The sequence below is a fragment of the Thermodesulforhabdus norvegica genome (genome assembly GCF_900114975.1).
GTDB lineage: Bacteria > Desulfobacterota > Syntrophobacteria > Syntrophobacterales > Thermodesulforhabdaceae > Thermodesulforhabdus > Thermodesulforhabdus norvegica.
The window spans coordinates 46,649-64,512 of record NZ_FOUU01000002.1 but is presented as its reverse complement, the minus strand read 5'-3'; the positions used below and the strand labels follow the sequence as shown (position 1 = coordinate 64,512).

The following is a 17,864-nucleotide window of genomic DNA, read 5'->3' as shown; positions in this document are numbered from 1 at the left end:
TAGTGTTTTACAGGCCAGTAGCTCGAACGGCTAGAGCACCGGACTCCAAATCCGGGGGTTGGGGGTTCGAATCCCTCCTGGCCTGCCATCTGGGTGGTGGATGTAGCTCAACAGGTCAGAGCACTGGGTTGTGGCCCCAGAGGCTGGCGGTTCGAGTCCGCTCATCCACCCCATCTTAATGTTTGTCTTTCCCGTCTTCCTCTTCGATCACCTCGAGATCTTCAAAATCGATCTCCAGATCGTCCACATCGGTAATCTCGATATCCAGGTTCTCATCGGTTTCTTCCGAAGTTTCTTCTGCAATTATTTCCGGCCGGGTTATCTTTATAGATTCTTCTACGACGGGTTTATCCGTCACGTCGGCTTCATTCTTTTCCCCTTCGAGATCCTCGATAATCTCGCCTATATCCTCGTCTTCTCCTTCTCCAAGCCCGGCCAGTATCTCATCCAGATTGTCTTCGTCGTCGGCCTTCGGCTCCGGCCCTCTGTCTATTTCCACCCTGTCGGAAGCATCAGCTTCCCTTTCAAACACTGAAAGCTCAATATCTACGGTATCTACAGCCTTAACAGGTTCCGGTTCGGCTTTCACGGTATCCTCCTCGACAGGAGCCACCTCAATCAGGTCATCGTCAACAACCAGCACCAGATCGTCCTCATCTGTTATACTTTCGGCCGCTTCAGGAAGGGAACCATCTTCAATCGAAACCCCAAGCTCCACCCCCTGATCTCTTTCCCGCTTGGCTTCACCGGCAGGAACCTGAAGCCACATCCATATCGAATATCGCGGCTCTCCCCGAAACTGAAAAAGTTTAGATCCGACCTGCGACAGATCCGCACCACATTTAGGGCACACATCCAGGTGATCGAAAGTTATGTACTTACAACCGGGACATCTCATAACCGACTCCTTCTTTACTTCCCAGGTCTCCCCACAAATATTGACACAAACCGGCCAGAACAACACCGGCAGTTTCATAACGTAATATTCTGGGTCCAAGGCCGATGCTCAAAAAACCGGCATCGATCAAAGAGCACAATTCATCCTCACCCCATCCCCCTTCGGGTCCCAGGCAGCAACATACCTCGGAGACCTTTTCATATTCATCTGCAAGATCTTTCAGGGACACATTCCTTTCCTTCTCGAAAGCCACAAGCTTCAGAGCCCGTTCCCACTTTTGTAAGTATTCTTTAGCATATCCGATGGCTTCCGCAAGAGAATTAACAAACAGGATCTGTGGCTCCACACTCCTACCGCATTGGCAAAGAGCCTCTCTGGAAATCTTCTTCCATCTTTTCACCTTTCCGGTAGCCCGCTCCGTCGTCATCGGTATACTCATGCGAGCCGGGAAAAAAACGAGAGCTTTAACACCCAGCTCTGTCGTTTGCCTTACCAAAAGATCCATTTTTTCCGGCCGGGCCAGGGCGCTAAGGAGTACAAGGTTCAACAGGGATTCGTTAACAGCATCGATTTTTTCGATCAGGCTAACCGTCACCCGACCGTCCGATCGTGAAATGCTCACAATTTCGGCCACCCATCGGCCGCCATGCCCGTCAATAAGCTCAATCCGATCGCCGGAACGACGCCGGTGTACCCTCACAACATGATGGGATACCTCTCTAGACAGCTCAATGAGTCTTCTGCCCGGATCAATCTTCTCACAAAAAAAGGTACATCGCGTCACGCTCTTACCAGCTTCCCAGTGTGAGGTAAGCGTGAATTATTTCCTTCTGCCACAGATAGGCAACGAGACCGCCCAGGGCGAGAAAGGGGCCATAGGGTATCGCCGTTTTTAAGCCCTGTCTTTTGACGGCCATCACAATGAGACCTGCGGCCAGGCCCGAGAGAGCAGAGACGAAAAGGGCGATTATAACCCCTTTCCATCCGGTGAAAGCCCCGATCATACCCAGAAGTTTAATGTCTCCACCGCCCATGCCTTCGTGACCTCGAATTTTACCGTAGCCGCAGGCAATTGCAAGGAGCACCCCGGCTCCGATCAACACCCCCACAAGTGCTTCCTTCCAGGTAACCTGAGGGTTGAAACCACTTAGAGCAAGTCCCAGAAAGATTCCCCCTATGGAATAAAGGTCGGGGATTAAAAAGGTTTCAAGGTCCGTAAAGGTAACCAGAATAAGCAGAGAAAAGAAGAGGGATTCGACGAAAAACTGAGGGCTCAATCCGTTCCTGAAAAAAGCGAAGCAGAGGGCAAAAGAAGTAACGATTTCGACCACAAGATAACGAGGAGATATGAATTTCTTACAGCTTCTACACCTTCCCGCCAACAGAATATAGCTTAATATCGGAATGTTATCGTACCAGGCAATGGCACTGTTGCAATATGGACAGGATGACCGGGGCCTTACGATGGACATACCCCTGGGGACTCTGTAAATCAATACGTTAAAAAAACTTCCCAACACGGCCCCAAAAAGAGCCACTGTTATGAAGGGCAGTACACTCATGATAACTTTCCCCGTCAAAACGAAGGCTTACATAGATGGTGTACTTTCATCAATCGGCTCACTGTGCTTGCACTCCTTACGGGGGCACACCAGCTTTGATCCCTGTTTCCTGGTAACGCGCAAAAGAGTAACGGGATATCCACATTTCGAGCAGGGATGGGAAACGGGCTTGCTGGAAAAGACGGTGCGGCATGCCGGATAACGGGAACAACCGTAAAATACTCTTCCCTTTTTAGACCGCCTTTCGACGATTTCGCCGTCACAACCATCGGCGGGACAGTTTATTCCCAGTCCTAAAGGCTGTGTGTTTTTGCATTCGGGGTAGCCGGTGCAGGCGAGAAAAGCTCCGAAACGCCCATGCTTGATCTGCATGGGTCTGCCGCACTTTTCGCACACTTTATCGGTCTTTTCAGGCTCCACAACCCGGATATTACCCTTTTCGTCTCTTTCGTAATCTGACGTGAAGCCACACTGATGGCAGGACAAAAAGGACGATCCATTCTGACCCAGCCTGATCACCAGAGGGTTCCCGCACCTGGGACATTCGACACCGGAAGGGATTCCGCTTTTCCGCAGATTTTCCATCTTTGCCTTTGCATCATCGAGCATTGGTTTAAAGCGAGAGTAAAACTCCTGAAGGAGTCCCAGGGCCGAGTAATCCCCCTGCTCGATGCGATCCAGTTTGGCTTCCATTTCTGCCGTGAAGGCAATATCTACGATTTCCGGAAAGTGCTGAACCAGCGCATCGTTGACCACAAAACCGAGTTCCGTAGGCTTCAGAGCCTTTCCTTCCTTAACAACATAGCCTCGTTCCTGAATGGTGGAAACGATGGTGGCATAAGTACTGGGTCGCCCTACTCCGTTTTGTTCCAGTTCTTTTACGAGATTGGCCTCCGTGTAGCGGGGTGGAGGCTGGGTAAAGTGTTGTTTTTCTTCGAGCTGTAGCAATTGCAGGGGTTGGCCTTCTAACAGAATCGGCAGCAATCCGTTCTCGGCATCCTCATCATCTCCTTCTTCCACATAAAGGGCCATAAATCCCGGGAAGGTTATAACCGATCCGGTCGCACGAAAGACCGAATTGGGGTACTGGCGAGAGGAGATATCAACAGAAGTCCTCAGAATCTCGGCATGCTTCATCTGGCATGCCACAAAGCGTTTCCAGATTAATTCGTAAAGAGCGTACTGATCGGCCGTCAGATGGGGCTTCAAGGCTTCCGGCACCCTGAAGACGTCGGTCGGCCGGATGGCCTCGTGAGCATCCTGTGCACCCGCCTTGCTCTTAAACTCTCTAGCTTTTCCCGGAAGATATTCCTTCCCCCAGGTTTCGGCGATGTATTCCCTTGCGGCCGCCACGGCCTCCTGGGATATACGGGTGGAGTCCGTTCTCATGTAAGTGATCAAGCCCACGGAACCCTCTTCGGGAAGTTCCACACCCTCGTAAAGCTGTTGGGCAATGGTCATCGTTCTTTTCGGAGAAAAACCCAGCTTCCTTGAAGCTTCCTGCTGTAGTGTGCTGGTGATGAAAGGCGGAGGAGGATTCCGTCGCTGTTTCTTCTGTTCGATACCGGCGACAATGTAGTCTTCCAGAGATCTAAAAAAATCCCCCAGAGCTCTGGCATCTTCGGCATTGGCGATATTTATCTTCCTGCCTTCATGGCTTATGAGCTTTGCACTGATGGGAGAGTCGTTATCCTGCTTTCTGAAAAGAGCCTCAATCGTCCAGTATTCTCTGGGTACAAACTGCTGAATCTCCCGTTCTCGTTCGCAAACAAGCCTCAAGGCCACAGACTGGACCCTTCCGGCACTGAGCCCCCGCCTGATCTTCTGCCACAGTATTGGAGAAATCAGATACCCGACCAGCCGATCAAGAATTCGCCTGGCCTGCTGGGCCTCGTAGAGATTGCGGTTGAGCTGGGTCGGGCGTTCCAGAGCTTCGGCTATCCCCTTTCGCGTAAGCTCGTAAAAAAGCACACGAAGTATTTCCTTTTTCCTGCGCTTTCCGTTACCGGCAATTTCTTCACTTATGTGCCAGGCTATGGCCTCGCCTTCTCTATCAGGATCGGGTCCCAGAAGAATCCTATCGACCTCTTTTGCGGCCTTTCGCAACTCACGAACTATCTTTTCCTTACCCGGTATGATAACGTAGTCGGCTCTGAAGTTGTTGCTTACATCCACACCGAGCTTATTTTCCGGTAGATCCTTGATATGGCCTTTTGAAGCCTTAACGACAAAGTCCCTTCCCAGATATCGGTTAAGAGTCTTCGCCTTGGTTGGTGACTCCACAATCAACAAGGACTTCCCCATGTCGCTACCTTCTCCGAACGAAAAAATTGCCCGCCAGTCTGGAAACCTTACCTTTCATCTCCAGCATCGTAAGAACCGGTAAGAGTTCCTGGGGTTGCAAGTTTAACATTCTACACAATACATCGACATGACGGGGTTCTTCTTCAAGCATTTTTAATATTTTTTGTTCCAGCTCGTTATCGCCATCGTTACCCTTTTTCTCAACTTCACCGGAAGGTCTGAGTATTTCAAGTTCCCGAAAAATGTCCTCAACGGTTTCAACAAGTACCGCCCCCTCTTTGATGAGGTTGTTTGTACCAATGCTCCGATAATCTCCGGGATTTCCCGGGACGGCGAATACTTCCCTGCCCTGCTCCAGGGCGAGACGCGCGGTTATGAGAGCGCCGCTTCTCGGCCCGGCTTCCACCACAACCACACCCAGAGCAAGCCCGCTCACAATTCTGTTCCTCAAGGGAAACCGCCATTTTTCGGGGTATGTCCCCAGGGGATACTCTGATATCACGGCGCCCGAGCGGGTTATCCGGTTTTTCAGCTCAACGTGATGCCTTGGATAGGGCACATCGATGCCACATCCCAGTACGGCTATGGTTCTACCCCCTGCTTTCAGGGCACCCCTGTGAGCCGCACCGTCTATTCCGACTGCCAGACCGCTTACCACGGTAACTCCTGCGGAAGCAAGCCCCATAGCAAGCCGTTCCGCCATGGCAATCCCCCCAGGCGAGGGATATCTGGTACCCACAATGGCTACGGCCAGTGCGTCTTCAGGTTGATACCCACCGCTTACAAAAAGATAAAGCGGCGGGTCGGGAATGTATCTGAGCGGTTCGGGGTAATTTTCATCTTCCCAGCACACAAAATCAATCCCCAGAGCATTAAGCCTCGTGATTTCGTCATCAACATCACGAATAGTCTGCTTTTTTAAAATAGCCTGGATTACCGTCCAATTGACTCCGGAAAGACCTCTTAACTCCTCAGCGGAGGCTTTAATAATTAAAGCGGGATCCCCAAATCGCCTGTAAAGCTTCCAGAGAGTACGGGAACCCACACCGGGAGTCAGTGCCAGTGTAAGCCATGCCCTGCGGCGTTCGTACCCTTTAAATCTATCAATACCGCCCTTCACCACATTAACAACCCTTGCTCAATTTGTGTAAGCAATGTTAACTACAAAGCCGCAAAGGGTTTGTCAAATTTCTTAACAGATCGACGGTGAAATCAGGAATGAAGGAAAGAATTACGCAAAAACCCGAACTACTTGCGCCGGGAGGCAGCCTTACATCGGCCATCATTGCAATCATTTACGGAGCCGATGCGGTATATACGGGCATTCCCGAACTCAGTCTCAGAGACGGCAAGGCCAACCTGGGCGATGAGGAAATTGCCCATCTCGTTTATTATGCCCGAAAAAAGAAGAAACGAGTCTACGTCGCCTTAAACGTTTTTGCCCGGAATAAACACATAAAAATCATACCCTCCTGGCTTGAGTATCTCAGCGATCTTAAGCCCGACGGCATTATAGTCAGCGACCCCGGAGTCATAAGGCTTTGTAAAAGATATGCTCCTGACCTGCCCGTTCATCTCAGCACACAGGCCAACACCACCAATAAAGAGAGCCTTTTTTTCTGGAAAGAAGTCGGGGTAAGTCGGGTTAATCTAGCAAGAGAACTGTCCTACGACGAGTTAAGAGAAATCTGCGAGGATCCCCCTGTGGAAGTGGAAATATTCGTCCACGGGGCCATGTGTGTTTCTTACAGCGGCAGATGTCTTCTGAGCGCCCTCTTTACCAACAGGAGTGCAAACCTGGGAAAGTGCGCTCATCCGTGCCGGTGGTCTTACTTGCTTGTAGAGCCCGGGCGACCTGACGAACCCCTGACGCTGATCCAGGAAGGCAGCGAGTCTTACATTCTCAATTCCCGCGATCTATGCCTTCTGGAAAAGGTCGGCGACATCATTCGGCTGGGCGTTCACGCCCTAAAAATTGAAGGCCGCCGTAAAAGCTTTCTTTACGCCGCAACGGTAACCAATGTTTATCGGAGGGCCATCGATGCATGGACCTGCGGAAGCGTTGATGAGCGGCAGTTGAAGAGCTGGCGCAAAGAGCTGGAAATGGTAAGCCATCGGCCCTACACGACGGGATTTCTGTTTCCCGACTACGGAAGCTTAACCGAAGAAAAAAGCAGCTCTTATAGCAGAATCCGGGCACTTGCCGGTATCGTCATACCCCGGCCTGAAGATCGGCCCGATTTCGACGATATTGGACTTTCCTCAAGAGGTGAAATTTGCATTCAGGTGAGACACACTCTTGATATAGGTAACGAGCTGGAATTTCTGTTTCCCGATGGTTCGGTTCACGGTGAGAAACTTAAGGCAATGGAAACTCTTCAGGGAAGCTTGCTGAAAAGAGCTCATCCCGGTATGATCGTCAGGATTCCGGTTGAATGTACGACCTTTCCGTATCAGGTAATAAGGTTGAAAACATAAACACTCAGGAAAAGCGGGAGACACCGATGTCTGCTGGAGTAATCGGATTTATCGGAGCCGGAAATATGGGCAGTGCCCTCATAGGGGGTATCGTAAAGGCCCGCTGTGCCGGCCCGGAGAACATCATTGTGTACGATGTGATAAGGGAGAAAAGTTTAGATCTCAGGAACCGATACAATGTCACGATTGCCGAAAGCCTGAGCGAGGTCGTGATACGGGCGGGAACCGTCGTTCTGGCCGTGAAACCTCAGAACATGAGCGAAGTTCTGGATGAAATAAGCACTACCCTCAAAAATGTGTATGAATCCGGAGCATATCCGTTGATGATCTCTATAGCCGCAGGTATATCTCTGGGCTATCTCGAAGAGAGACTTCCGGAGGGCGTTCCTTTAATTCGGGTCATGCCAAACACGCCCGCTCTGGTTCTAAAAGGAGCGTCCGCCCTTGCGAGAAACGCCCACGTAAGAGATCATCAGATGGAGTGGGCTCTGAAAATATTTCAATCGGTGGGCTTTGCCTGCGAAGTGGAAGAGAAACTCATGGATGCGGTGACCGGTTTAAGTGGAAGTGGCCCCGCATATGTTTTGCTCTTTCTGGAGGCTCTGACGGATGCCGGAGTTTTTACAGGACTCCCGAGGCCGCTTGCCAGAGAGCTCGTTTTGCACACCGTTGCCGGTACCGTTGCCCTTGTGCAGGAGACGAATAAACACTTCGCCGACTTAAAAGATATGGTAACATCTCCCGGCGGCACCACCATTCACGGGTTGAGGGTACTGGAGTGCGCCGGGTTTAGAGGAAACATCTTTGATGCGGTGATGGCAGCCGCAAGGAGGTCGAAGGAACTCGGCACATAGGCCGAAAAGGAGGCCGTCATGGAGATCGATGATCTCTACGCCATGATACCCAGGGTACCGTGCCCGCCAGGATGCATTACCTGCTGCGAGAATTTCGGGGTTCCCTCCAGAACTCCTGTGGAAGACGAGCGCATAAAGGCCTATTTGAAAGAAAAGGGTATGTCCGTGAAAGAAGCAACGGGTACCAGATGCCCTTACGTTACCGAAAGAGGCTGTAGCATTTACCCTGTAAGGCCCTTTATCTGCCGTCTATATGGAACCTCCCCCAACTACATGTGTATTGAAAACTACAGGCCGGAAAGGCTACTATCCCTTGAGGAAGAAGAAGAACTTCTTCACCTCTATTATCTCCACTTTTCGGAGGAAAGGCGGTAAGAGATGCAGGTCATAAGAGCGATGACGTTCAATATTCGTTTTGACAACCCCGAGGATGGTGAGCGTAGATGGGGCTATCGCAGGGAAATGGTAGCCTCCGTGATCGAGCGCTATCACCCGGACATCGTCGGTCTTCAGGAAGCCACATGGAGGCAGATCTTCGATCTTAGAGAGCTGCTTCCCGGTTACGGATTTTGTTTGAAAAACCGTGTCTGGGACGATACGTGCCAGTATCCCACATTGGTTTACAGGCGGGATACCGTCGAATGTCTGGGCAATTCGGAATTCTGGCTTTCGACCACTCCGGGTGTTCACCGCAGTAAAGACTGGGGAAGCGCATTTCCCCGCATGTTTAGCTACGGGCAATTCCGGATAAAAGAAATTCCACAGGTAGTAACAGCGGGTGTTTCGCACCTTGACAACAGATCGGATCGAGCCAGGTCCCGCCAGGCCATGATGATAGCGGACTGGTACAAAAGCCAGGACACTCCCTGCATAATTATGGGAGACTTTAACGAACAGCCGGACGGTAACGTCCATTCCATCCTCTGTTCTTCTTCCCTGGAGGATACCTGGAAGTCCCTGGGGTTTCCCGAGGATGAACTTGCCATGACGCATCACGACTTTGAAGGGAACCCCGACAAAGGGAGACTAGACTGGATTCTTGTAAGCCCTCACTTTATGGTCTTAAACGGGGAGATCGTTCGAGACTCGGCAGACGGAAAGTATCCTTCAGACCATTTCCCCTACTATGTTGATCTTGCTCCCAAGGATCTGAGTTAGTTATCCGGAGTTGATACCCATGAAGGATTTGATAAAGGTTGCCATAGTTCAGCCTAAACCATACCCTTCTTATGACGATCCTCATAATGTGGTACACGCTCTCTTCCTGCTTGACCAGTGCAGGGGCGAGCAACTGGATGTGGTCTGTCTTCCGGAGTATTTCCCCTTTCAGGGAGAAGAAGAGCTTGCCAAGGCGGCCCGTCGCCTCAGGGCTTACGTGGTGGCGGGGCTTGTGGAAGAGGACAACGGCCTCTGGTACAACACGGCAACTCTTTTCGACCGGGAAGGCCGGATACTGGGACGCCAGAGGAAACTCTGTGTCGGAAGTCTGGAAAGAAACCTTTTCGGCATAAGCCCGGGTGACGGTACCTACAGAGCCTTCGTAACCGACTTCGGGAAAATCGGCATACCTATCTGTATAGACTTCTGGGGTCATCCCGAAGCAGCGAGGCAACTGGCGAAACAAGAAGTGGACGTGATTTTCAATCCCAGTATATTTCCATTGTTGAGAGGTCACTGGAAATGCGGGGCTCTGGTGCGTGCTTTCGATCACTTCGTTCCCGTTGTAGGCGTTAACACTGCAAGCTTTAATGCCCACTTTCGGGGCCGAAAGATTCATCACTTTGGAGGCCACAGCTTTGTAATACAGCCGCCAAGGCTATTGGACAAGGATCACTTCAGGCGCTGGATCCGCAGTCTGGACACCCTTGAGGAGTGGGTAACGGTGGAACTCGATGAGTTCGAATGCGTCAAAATCGTGGAAGTGGATTTGAGAACTTGCAGGCGGTTCCGAGGAGAATTCCGTAAAAGATTCGGACTGCCGGATTGATGAGGACGGGAGATGGAGCGGAAAGCAAGAAAAGTTTACCTGAGGATGAAAACCCTCAAGGAAGCTCAAGATATATGGACGGATCGCTTTAAAGCCACAAGAACCGGAATCGAAGAAATAGAAGTGACGGAGGCTCTAAACCGCGTTACCGCTTCTCCGGTTTTTGCCAGAAGATCGGTTCCTCATTATCACGGGGCCGCAATGGACGGCTACGCCGTCGATGCCGCATTAACCTTCGGAGCCTCTGATGTGAAACCTCTTCGCCTTAAAGTCGGCTCAGAAGCCTTCCCGGTGGACACGGGAGATCCTCTACCCGACGGCACGAATGCCGTCATAATGATAGAGCACGTATTCCCGATAAAGGAAGACGAAATAGAGATAAGAAGCCCTGCTTATCCATGGCAACATGTGCGGAAGGTCGGTGAAGATATAGTAGCGGGTGAACTCATTCTTCCGGAACGGCATCTGTTGAAACCGGCCGATCTGGCATGCCTGCTTGCGGCCGGTATAAAAACGGTGAAGGTTTACAGAAAACCCCTGGTATGGATTCAACCCACGGGCAGTGAACTCGTACCTCCTTCAAAAGCCGACCTGCTTAAGCCGGGAGACATTATAGAATTCAACGGAACAATGATAAAAGCAATGGTCGAAGAATGTAATGCTCTTGGGATCCTGCAGGAAATCGTGCCTGACGAAAAAGATGCAATATCGGAAGCGGTTAAGAAAGCCCTGAAGTCGGAGGTGGACCTGCTCATAATCAACGCCGGTTCTTCTGCCGGAAGTGAGGATTATACGGCTCAGATAGTCGATGAACTTGGCCGCGTGCTGGTACACGGCGTTACGATGATGCCCGGAAAGCCGGTGGTTCTGGGAGAAATTGACGGAAAACCCGTCGTGGGACTCCCCGGGTATCCCGTATCCGCTTTGCTTGCCTTTGATCAGTTCGTTCGCCCTCTTCTGTGGCAGCTTCAAGGAATATGGCCTCCTGCAAAGAAATATGTCGATGCCGTCGTGGGACGCAAAATAGCTTCAAAGCTCGGCCTAGATGAGTTCGTACGGGTAATTGTCGGGAGGGTTGCCGACAGGCTTGTAGCCATGCCCATTCAGAGAGGCGCCGGAGTTATTACGTCTCTTACCAGGGCCGATGGCATTGTGGTGGTTTCTCAGGAAAAGGAAGGCTTCCGGGATGGAGAAACGGTGAAGGTGGAACTGCTTCGACCGGAGTACTCAGTCGACTGGAATCTTCTTATGATCGGAAGCCACGATAATACGATAGACGTACTTGCCAGTGAATTGAAAAGGGCAGACAGCAGGATACGGCTGGTTTCGAGCAACGTGGGAAGCCTTGGGGGGCTGATGGCTCTCCGTCGTGGTTTAGCCCATCTTGCCGGATCACATCTTCTGAACACAGCCGACGGATCCTACAACTTCTCTTATGTGGAACAATACCTTAAAGGCATTCCGGTAAGACTGATCGAGCTGGCAAAAAGGCAACAGGGATTTATAGTTCAAAAAGGCAACCCCAAGAACATCCGGGACGTAAAAGATCTGGCCCGGGGTGATGTGACATTCATAAACCGCCAGGGTGGTGCCGGAACCAGAATTCTTCTTGACTACGAGCTTGAAAAAGCCGGCATTCAGCCCGAGTCGATAAAGGGCTACGATCAGGAAGAGTACACTCACATGGCCGTTGCCGTTGCGGTGGTCAGCGGCAGGGCGGATGCCGGAATGGGCATATTTGCCGCCGCCAGAGCACTGGAGTTGGATTTCGTTCCCGTTACCGAGGAGCGTTACGACCTGATCATACGTGAGGACATGTGGGAAGATCGAAAAATTCGAACACTCCTGGACATCGTCTCATCGGATCGGTTTCGTGGCATTGTTCGGGATCTCGGCGGATACGACCCTTCAAACTCCGGAACCGTGAGGGGTATCTGGAATGGAACAGAGTGGGTGGAAAGACGGGATTGAGAATTTAGAATCCTTTCCGGTAAGGGTTTCGGCGTCATGGGTTATGGAGCGTGCCCGCCATGTTCAAATAAACATCGAAGCGATAAAGGAACTGGCAGATCGCTGGGAAAGATCCTTCAATCCGATTCAATGGCATAACGAAGTCCACTTCTTCGACGGTACCGAAAAAACTCTTTTCTGGATATTTGTGCTTGACACTCTGAATTTCTGCTTCTGGCCGGATCCGGGAAAGCCTGCCTGGACGGTAGTGTACCGGGGAAAAAATTTCTCGGGCTATATGGCCCTTGCGGCCAGCCTGAAGCGGGCAATCGAAGAAGCCGTCCCCGTAACGGATCCAGCGTTTCTTGCCGACATCGACATACAAACGGTTAAGTGGATCTTTCGAGGAAAGGGCGATCTGCCTTTGATGGAGCAGCGGGTTCAGAATCTTCGCGAGCTCGGAAGGGTTTTGCTTGAACAGTGGAACGGAAGCGTGATGTCCATGGTTGAAGAAGCCCGCCAGAGCAGCGCATCCCTTGTAAGGCTCGTCGTGGACAGCTTTTCATCCTTTCGCGATGAGGCATCTTATGACGGCCGCAAGGTTTACTTCTGGAAGAGGGCCCAGATTCTGGCTTCGGACATTTTCCATGCCTTTGAAGGAAAGGGGCCGGGGGCATTTAAGGACATTCACCTTCTGACCGCCTGTGCCGATTACAAACTTCCTCAGGTTTTACGGGTTCTTGGAGTTATTCAATATTCTGATGAGCTTGCCAGAAGAATTGATTCACTTGATTACCTTAAACCGGGTAGCCCGGAAGAAGTGGAGATAAGGTCGGCTACAGTGGTGGCAGTAGAGAAAATCCGGGAATTCCTTGAAAAAAGGGGTATTTTTGTAACCAGCCTGGAAATTGATCATCATCTTTGGGAGCTGGGCCAGAAAGACGAATTCCGACGATACCCCTATCATCGATGTAGAACCGTTTTTTACTGAACTCCGGGTCAAAAAATGATAGTCTGGATTGATCCCATTCGTATAAGGCTCCGGAAAAAAACCATATTTCTGGACAGGGATGGAGTAATAAACGAAGATCGAGAATACTATGTAAAAAGGCCGGATGAGTTTGTTCTCTACCCGGAAGCAGCTACGGCACTGCGACTATTTCTGCAACTGGGCTTTCAGCTGATCATCATAAGCAATCAGTCGGGTCTGGGTCGTGGCATTATAAGCTGGGATAACTTCCAGAAGATTCACAACATTATGATAAAAAGGCTCAGTTTTTACGGGTGCCCACCGGCTGCAGTTTTTTATTGCCCTCACAGGCCTGAAGACAACTGTTTTTGCAGAAAACCCAGACCGGGAATGTTAGTGGAAGCTATTTCTAACTTTGACATCCCCTCTTTAGAGTGCTTCTTTATAGGTGACAGAAAGACGGATATGGAAGCCGCTACTCAGGCAGGATGCAGGGGCATAAGGATTGTTCGTAAAGGAAGGAGAACCCCGAAAAACCGCTTTGAAGTGCAAAACTTGCTTGAGGCGGTGAGCCTGATTACAAAGTTTAGGCTACAGGGAGATTGAATATGGATCTGGACAAAGACCGGGAGATTCTTGCCTGTCATGGGTTCCGAAACCTGAAATCTGTTCATAGAAACCTTTGCCCGCCTAAGCTTTATGAACATGCCATTCGCCGTTCAGAAGGAGTGATCGCCCACATGGGACCTCTTGTGGTCAGAACGGGCAAATACACAGGTCGTACTCCAAGAGATCGGTTTATAGTACAAGAGCCTTCTTCGGAGGGTCAGATCTGGTGGGGTGAGATCAATAAACCCTTCGATCCGGAGAAGTTCGAACATCTTCTGCACAGGCTACTGGCCTACTTTGAACGGCGGTCAGTTTTTGTCCAGGACTGCTATGTGGGGGCTGAAGAGAAATACCGGGTGCCCTTAAGGGTCATCACGGAACATGCCTGGCAGAGCCTCTTCGCCTATAACATGTTTCTGCGAATTCCAGGCAATTCCGATCTTGATACTTTCAAGCCCGAGTTTGTAGTAATTGCGGCACCCAATTTTGAAGCAGATCCTGCCATAGACGGAACGGCTTCCGAAGCATTTATTCTAATTCATCTTGCCCGAAGAATTGTCATAATCGGTGGAACCGGTTACGGTGGCGAAATAAAAAAGTCCATCTTCACCATCATGAATTACCTTATGCCCCAGCAGGGTGTTTTCCCCATGCACTGTTCGGCAAACGTTGGACGTAACGGCCGTTCTGCCGTGTTTTTCGGACTGTCAGGCACAGGCAAAACGAGTCTTTCTGCAGATCCGAACAGAGCCCTTGTTGGGGACGATGAACACGGGTGGACCGAAAAGGGGGTTTTTAATTTTGAGGGTGGCTGCTATGCAAAGGTGATAAGGCTATCTCCCGAAGCGGAACCACAGATATACAAATGCACGAGGATGTTTGGAACCATCCTTGAAAACGTTATCTACGATGAAGAAACCAGAATGCTGGATCTTGATGACGCGTCCATAACAGAGAACACAAGGGCAGCCTTTCCCATTCATTATATCGACAATGCTTTGCAGGACGGACGGGCAGACCATCCAACCGATGTTGTCATGCTGACCTGTGATGCCTTTGGTGTATTGCCGCCTATCGCAAAATTGACGGTTGAGCAGGCAGTTTATCACTTTCTATCGGGGTACACTGCCAAGGTTGCGGGAACCGAAGCCGGTATAGTTGAACCCGTTGCGACCTTCAGTACCTGTTTCGGAGCCCCTTTCATGATTCTTTCGCCCCTTCGATATGCAGAGCTTCTCAGGGAAAAGATCGAGCTTTATAAACCGAACTGCTGGCTTATCAATACCGGATGGATTAGAGGACCTTACGGTGTAGGAGAACGAATTCCCATCCGTTACACGAGGAGTATGGTTACCGCCGCTCTCGACGGGATGCTCGAGAATGTTCCTTTCGAGAAAGAACCTTATTTCGGTCTTTACATACCCAGGGCCTGCCCGGAAGTTCCAGACGAACTGCTAAGACCTTATGCAACCTGGGAGAACCTGAAACGGTACGAAGAGCAGGTGACAAAGTTAAAAGGCCTGTTTCGAGATAACTTCCGTCAGTTTGCTCCTCACGTAGAACCTTCCGTAAGAGACGTGATGTGACCTACTTCCAGGAGAATGCTATGCTATTCTTCCCGCCTTTTCTGTTCCTTTTTTTCATCATCTTTCTCTTTTTGCTTTTTCTGCTCTTCGTTTTCGTCAAATGGGGGATAATCACCATTGCCTTTTCCAAGCTGGGTATACCTCCCGACATGCTTTTTCTACTGCTCCTGCTGTCAATGCTTGGGAGTATGATAAACATACCTATCAGGCGTGTTCGCGTGGCCGATCACGTTCCTGAATTCGACATTATCACCTTTTTCGGAATCAGGTACCGTCCGCCGAGGTGGTTTTATGAAAGAGAGATGATAATCGCAGTGAACGTGGGGGGAGCCGTAATCCCCGTGCTATTATCTTTACATCTATGGCTTCAATCACCCGTCTTCTTTAGAACTCTAATTGCCGTCATCATTGTAACGGCGGTGGTACACAAGATGGCAAGGCCTATACCGGGAATTGGAATAGCAACACCCATGCTAATTCCCCCGTTGGTAGCCGCCATCGTCGCATTGATTCTTGCTCCCGACTGGGCTCCCGGTACGGCTTATATCGGAGGTACTCTGGGAACACTTATAGGCGCCGACATCCTGAACCTGAAAAGGATACAGGAGCTCAGAGCTCCTGTTGTATCCATAGGCGGTGCAGGAACATTCGATGGAATTTTTCTAACGGGAGTCATAGCCGTTCTACTTGCCTGATCCCTTTCATCTTTCGTAGATGCCAATGAGTTTTGCCGTACCAAGAACGTGGGGTTTTACCGCTTTTTCAAATTCGTCGGCGTCAGGCGACTCCGGCACTGTGACTGTTTCAACATCAAGGGCGTAAACGGTAAAGACGTAACGATGAGGGCCGGTGCCGGGTGGGGGTTGAGGCCCACCGTAACCGATGAAGCCATAAGAATTTCTGAGCTCCGTTGCCCCATCAGGCATTGCCTTTAAGGAAGCCCCTCTTTTTAAAGATCGGACATCGGCAGGAATATTCACAACCAGCCAATGAACCCACCTGCGTGCAACGGGATGTTCGTCGATAACGGCAAGGGCAAAAGACCTGGTCCCTTCAGGAGGATTACTCCATTCAAGAGCAGGTGACAGATTCTCTCCTCCGGCTGCCTTCATCACGGACCATACAGGAAGGCTTTTTCCGTTCTGGAAATCAGGGCTGACGAGAACGAAATCTGATGCGATAAGAGGGGTTGACCAGGCCGTTAAAACCGTCAGAAGGCAACACGATATAAACACTATTGATTTTATCCTGCAAGAACACATAAAAAATCCCTCCCGATAAGGTTCACTCCTTTGCCATACCCACACACATGAGGGCGCAGACAAAACACAGCGCCCCCATTGCAGCCAGTATCACATAAGATTCAGTATCGGGCACTTTTCCCATAGCTGCATCTCTCATCGCCCTGGCTGCATGGGTTATCGGAAGATAATAAAGAATGCTTTGAACCCAGGAAGGCATCTTCTCAACCGGGAAGAAAGTTCCTCCGAGAAATCCCATCGGGGTGATGACGAAATTAACCAGCAAAGCTTGATCGGCGTGAGATCTGACAAGCATCGCAAGTGCTACTGCCAAAGATGCAAACAAGAAGGCATTCAGGGTCATGGCCGACCAGAAATAAAAGTTGTAGGAGAGGCGGATGCCGAACATCCATCCCAGACCGGTAATGATCGTCACTCCGAGAATGGCCCTGGTTATACCGTAAAGGACTTCCGCCGTAACGTAGGCAATACTCCTCAGAGGTGCGGCCTGAAACTCTTCAAAAACGCGCCAGTAAAAACGGGTAATGTTTATTTCGCTTGCTATGTTAAATCCCTGTATCATACTGCTCATTGCGGCGAGGCCGGGAAGCAGAAAAGCCATATAAGTTGTGCCTGCTACGGTAACATCTTTTCCAAGCCCGTACCCAAAGGCCACAATGTAGAGTAAAGGCATAACAGACATGGATGCAATCTGACGGAAAATCCGCTTACGAAGGATAAGAATCTCTCTGTAATATACAGCACTCCACCCTCTCATAAACATCCCCATTAATTTTCACCACCCCGAACATCAAAGACACCTACTGACACAATCTCTGAAAGGAATTTACCACTCCCGAAAATTACAATTCCGAAAGGGCTTCACCGGCTTCCTCTGCGTAACTGTAAACTTCAATTCCCAGCCTGTCGGCTACTTCACGAGCTTTTTTATCCACCATGGGCGATATTACAATGAGCTTGTGGGCTTTTTTCCCATGACGCTTTTCGTAAAAACGCGCTTTACGCTCGAAAAGGTACATATCCGCTTTGCTCATTGACGATTTGATTTCGCATATGATCAAGACACCATCTTTTATTATCAGATCCAGCTCTATCTGATCAGGTCTGCCGAATACTTCGCCTTCTTCGTCGTATTCGGTAACTCCGACAACCTCGACATTAAAGAACTCTTCCAGAATCCCTTTTAGGGCATTTCTGAAGGACTGCTCCGTATAAAGCCCCCACCTGGCGCCAAGAGCACCAATGGTTGAATCAAATTTTCGATCGAGTGCTTCCAGGCGGTTGAGTATTTTGTGGATAACTTTCTGATTTTCTTCCCACCTACGATTTTGTTCTTCCCATCTTTTTTCCTGCTCTTCCCACTTCTTATCCTGCTCATGCCACCTGCGTACCTGCTCCTCCCAC

18 protein-coding genes and 2 tRNA genes are annotated in these 17,864 nt (G+C 50.2%); 12 read left to right on the top strand and 8 right to left on the bottom strand.

Features of this window, described 5'->3' with window-relative positions; genetic code table 11:
- The first annotated feature begins 11 nt into the window (after window positions 1-11).
- Window positions 12-88 (top strand) — tRNA-Trp (locus BM091_RS03880).
- Window positions 89-96: 8 nt separating this feature from the next.
- Window positions 97-173: transfer RNA gene (locus BM091_RS03875), tRNA-His, on the top strand.
- A 2-nt stretch (window positions 174-175) separates the two neighbouring features.
- On the opposite strand, the gene BM091_RS03870 is transcribed toward BM091_RS03875, so the two are convergent.
- The 5 genes from BM091_RS03870 to dprA are packed head-to-tail and all read right to left on the bottom strand — an operon-like array spanning window position 176 to window position 5,887.
- Complete coding sequence (locus BM091_RS03870; RefSeq protein ID WP_093393636.1) at window positions 176-898, bottom strand: hypothetical protein; 723 nt, start codon at window positions 896-898, stop codon at window positions 176-178.
- Complete coding sequence (locus BM091_RS03865; protein ID WP_093393634.1) at window positions 879-1,682, bottom strand: RsmE family RNA methyltransferase; 804 nt, start codon at window positions 1,680-1,682, stop codon at window positions 879-881. Before BM091_RS03865 ends, BM091_RS03870 begins: the two co-directional genes overlap by 20 nt.
- 4 nt (window positions 1,683-1,686) lie before the next feature.
- Window positions 1,687-2,460: a prepilin peptidase gene (locus tag BM091_RS03860; RefSeq protein ID WP_093393633.1), complete on the bottom strand. Its 774-nt coding sequence runs from the start codon at window positions 2,458-2,460 to the stop codon at window positions 1,687-1,689.
- Window positions 2,461-2,487: 27 nt separating this feature from the next.
- Complete coding sequence (topA, locus tag BM091_RS03855; RefSeq protein ID WP_093393632.1) at window positions 2,488-4,764, bottom strand: type I DNA topoisomerase; 2,277 nt, start codon at window positions 4,762-4,764, stop codon at window positions 2,488-2,490.
- A gap of 4 nt (window positions 4,765-4,768) precedes the next feature.
- Window positions 4,769-5,887: a DNA-processing protein DprA gene (gene dprA / locus BM091_RS03850; RefSeq protein ID WP_093393631.1), complete on the bottom strand. Its 1,119-nt coding sequence runs from the start codon at window positions 5,885-5,887 to the stop codon at window positions 4,769-4,771.
- 95 nt (window positions 5,888-5,982) lie between these two features.
- Here dprA and BM091_RS03845 point away from each other — a divergent pair, with 95 nt between their 5' ends.
- From BM091_RS03845 to BM091_RS03800, 10 genes are read left to right on the top strand one after another with little or no spacing between them, the layout of a single operon-like run.
- Window positions 5,983-7,242 (top strand): U32 family peptidase C-terminal domain-containing protein, encoded by a 1,260-nt coding sequence (locus tag BM091_RS03845; RefSeq protein WP_093393629.1) that lies wholly within the window; start codon window positions 5,983-5,985, stop codon window positions 7,240-7,242.
- 26 nt (window positions 7,243-7,268) lie between these two features.
- A complete protein-coding gene (proC, locus tag BM091_RS03840) occupies window positions 7,269-8,096 on the top strand; it encodes a pyrroline-5-carboxylate reductase (RefSeq protein ID WP_093393628.1) in 828 nt (275 codons plus the stop codon).
- An 18-nt stretch (window positions 8,097-8,114) separates the two neighbouring features.
- Window positions 8,115-8,471 (top strand): YkgJ family cysteine cluster protein, encoded by a 357-nt coding sequence (locus tag BM091_RS03835; protein WP_093393627.1) that lies wholly within the window; start codon window positions 8,115-8,117, stop codon window positions 8,469-8,471.
- Between the two features lie 3 nt (window positions 8,472-8,474).
- The gene (locus tag BM091_RS03830) at window positions 8,475-9,254 is read left to right on the top strand and encodes an endonuclease/exonuclease/phosphatase family protein (RefSeq protein ID WP_093393626.1); all 780 of its coding nucleotides are present in this window, start codon (window positions 8,475-8,477) and stop codon (window positions 9,252-9,254) included.
- A 19-nt stretch (window positions 9,255-9,273) separates the two neighbouring features.
- Window positions 9,274-10,083: a carbon-nitrogen hydrolase family protein gene (locus BM091_RS03825; protein WP_093393625.1), complete on the top strand. Its 810-nt coding sequence runs from the start codon at window positions 9,274-9,276 to the stop codon at window positions 10,081-10,083.
- A gap of 12 nt (window positions 10,084-10,095) precedes the next feature.
- On the top strand, window positions 10,096-12,054 hold the full coding sequence (locus BM091_RS03820; RefSeq protein ID WP_093393624.1) for a molybdopterin biosynthesis protein: 1,959 nt from the start codon (window positions 10,096-10,098) through the stop codon (window positions 12,052-12,054).
- A complete protein-coding gene (locus tag BM091_RS03815) occupies window positions 12,023-13,024 on the top strand; it encodes a queuosine 5'-phosphate N-glycosylase/hydrolase (protein WP_093393623.1) in 1,002 nt (333 codons plus the stop codon). Before BM091_RS03820 ends, BM091_RS03815 begins: the two co-directional genes overlap by 32 nt.
- A gap of 15 nt (window positions 13,025-13,039) precedes the next feature.
- Window positions 13,040-13,609 carry a D-glycero-alpha-D-manno-heptose-1,7-bisphosphate 7-phosphatase gene (locus tag BM091_RS03810; protein ID WP_093393621.1) on the top strand — a complete coding sequence of 190 codons (570 nt, stop codon included), beginning with the start codon at window positions 13,040-13,042 and terminating at the stop codon, window positions 13,607-13,609.
- A gap of 2 nt (window positions 13,610-13,611) precedes the next feature.
- Window positions 13,612-15,198, top strand: a complete 1,587-nt coding sequence (gene pckA / locus BM091_RS03805; protein ID WP_093393620.1) for a phosphoenolpyruvate carboxykinase (ATP) — start codon at window positions 13,612-13,614, stop codon at window positions 15,196-15,198.
- Window positions 15,199-15,218: 20 nt separating this feature from the next.
- Entirely contained in the window at window positions 15,219-15,893 is a 675-nt protein-coding gene (locus BM091_RS03800) for a DUF1614 domain-containing protein (RefSeq protein ID WP_093393618.1), read from the top strand.
- A 6-nt stretch (window positions 15,894-15,899) separates the two neighbouring features.
- Here BM091_RS03800 and BM091_RS03795 read toward each other — a convergent pair whose 3' ends face one another.
- The 3 genes from BM091_RS03795 to BM091_RS14060 form a co-directional block, all read right to left on the bottom strand.
- Complete coding sequence (locus BM091_RS03795) at window positions 15,900-16,460, bottom strand: YbhB/YbcL family Raf kinase inhibitor-like protein (protein ID WP_093393617.1); 561 nt, start codon at window positions 16,458-16,460, stop codon at window positions 15,900-15,902.
- A 22-nt stretch (window positions 16,461-16,482) separates the two neighbouring features.
- Window positions 16,483-17,217 carry an ABC transporter permease gene (locus tag BM091_RS03790; RefSeq protein ID WP_093394259.1) on the bottom strand — a complete coding sequence of 245 codons (735 nt, stop codon included), beginning with the start codon at window positions 17,215-17,217 and terminating at the stop codon, window positions 16,483-16,485.
- 85 nt (window positions 17,218-17,302) lie between these two features.
- Window positions 17,303-17,864 (bottom strand): PD-(D/E)XK nuclease family protein (locus tag BM091_RS14060; RefSeq protein WP_218148800.1); only part of this gene is annotated, 562 nt, incomplete at its 5' end.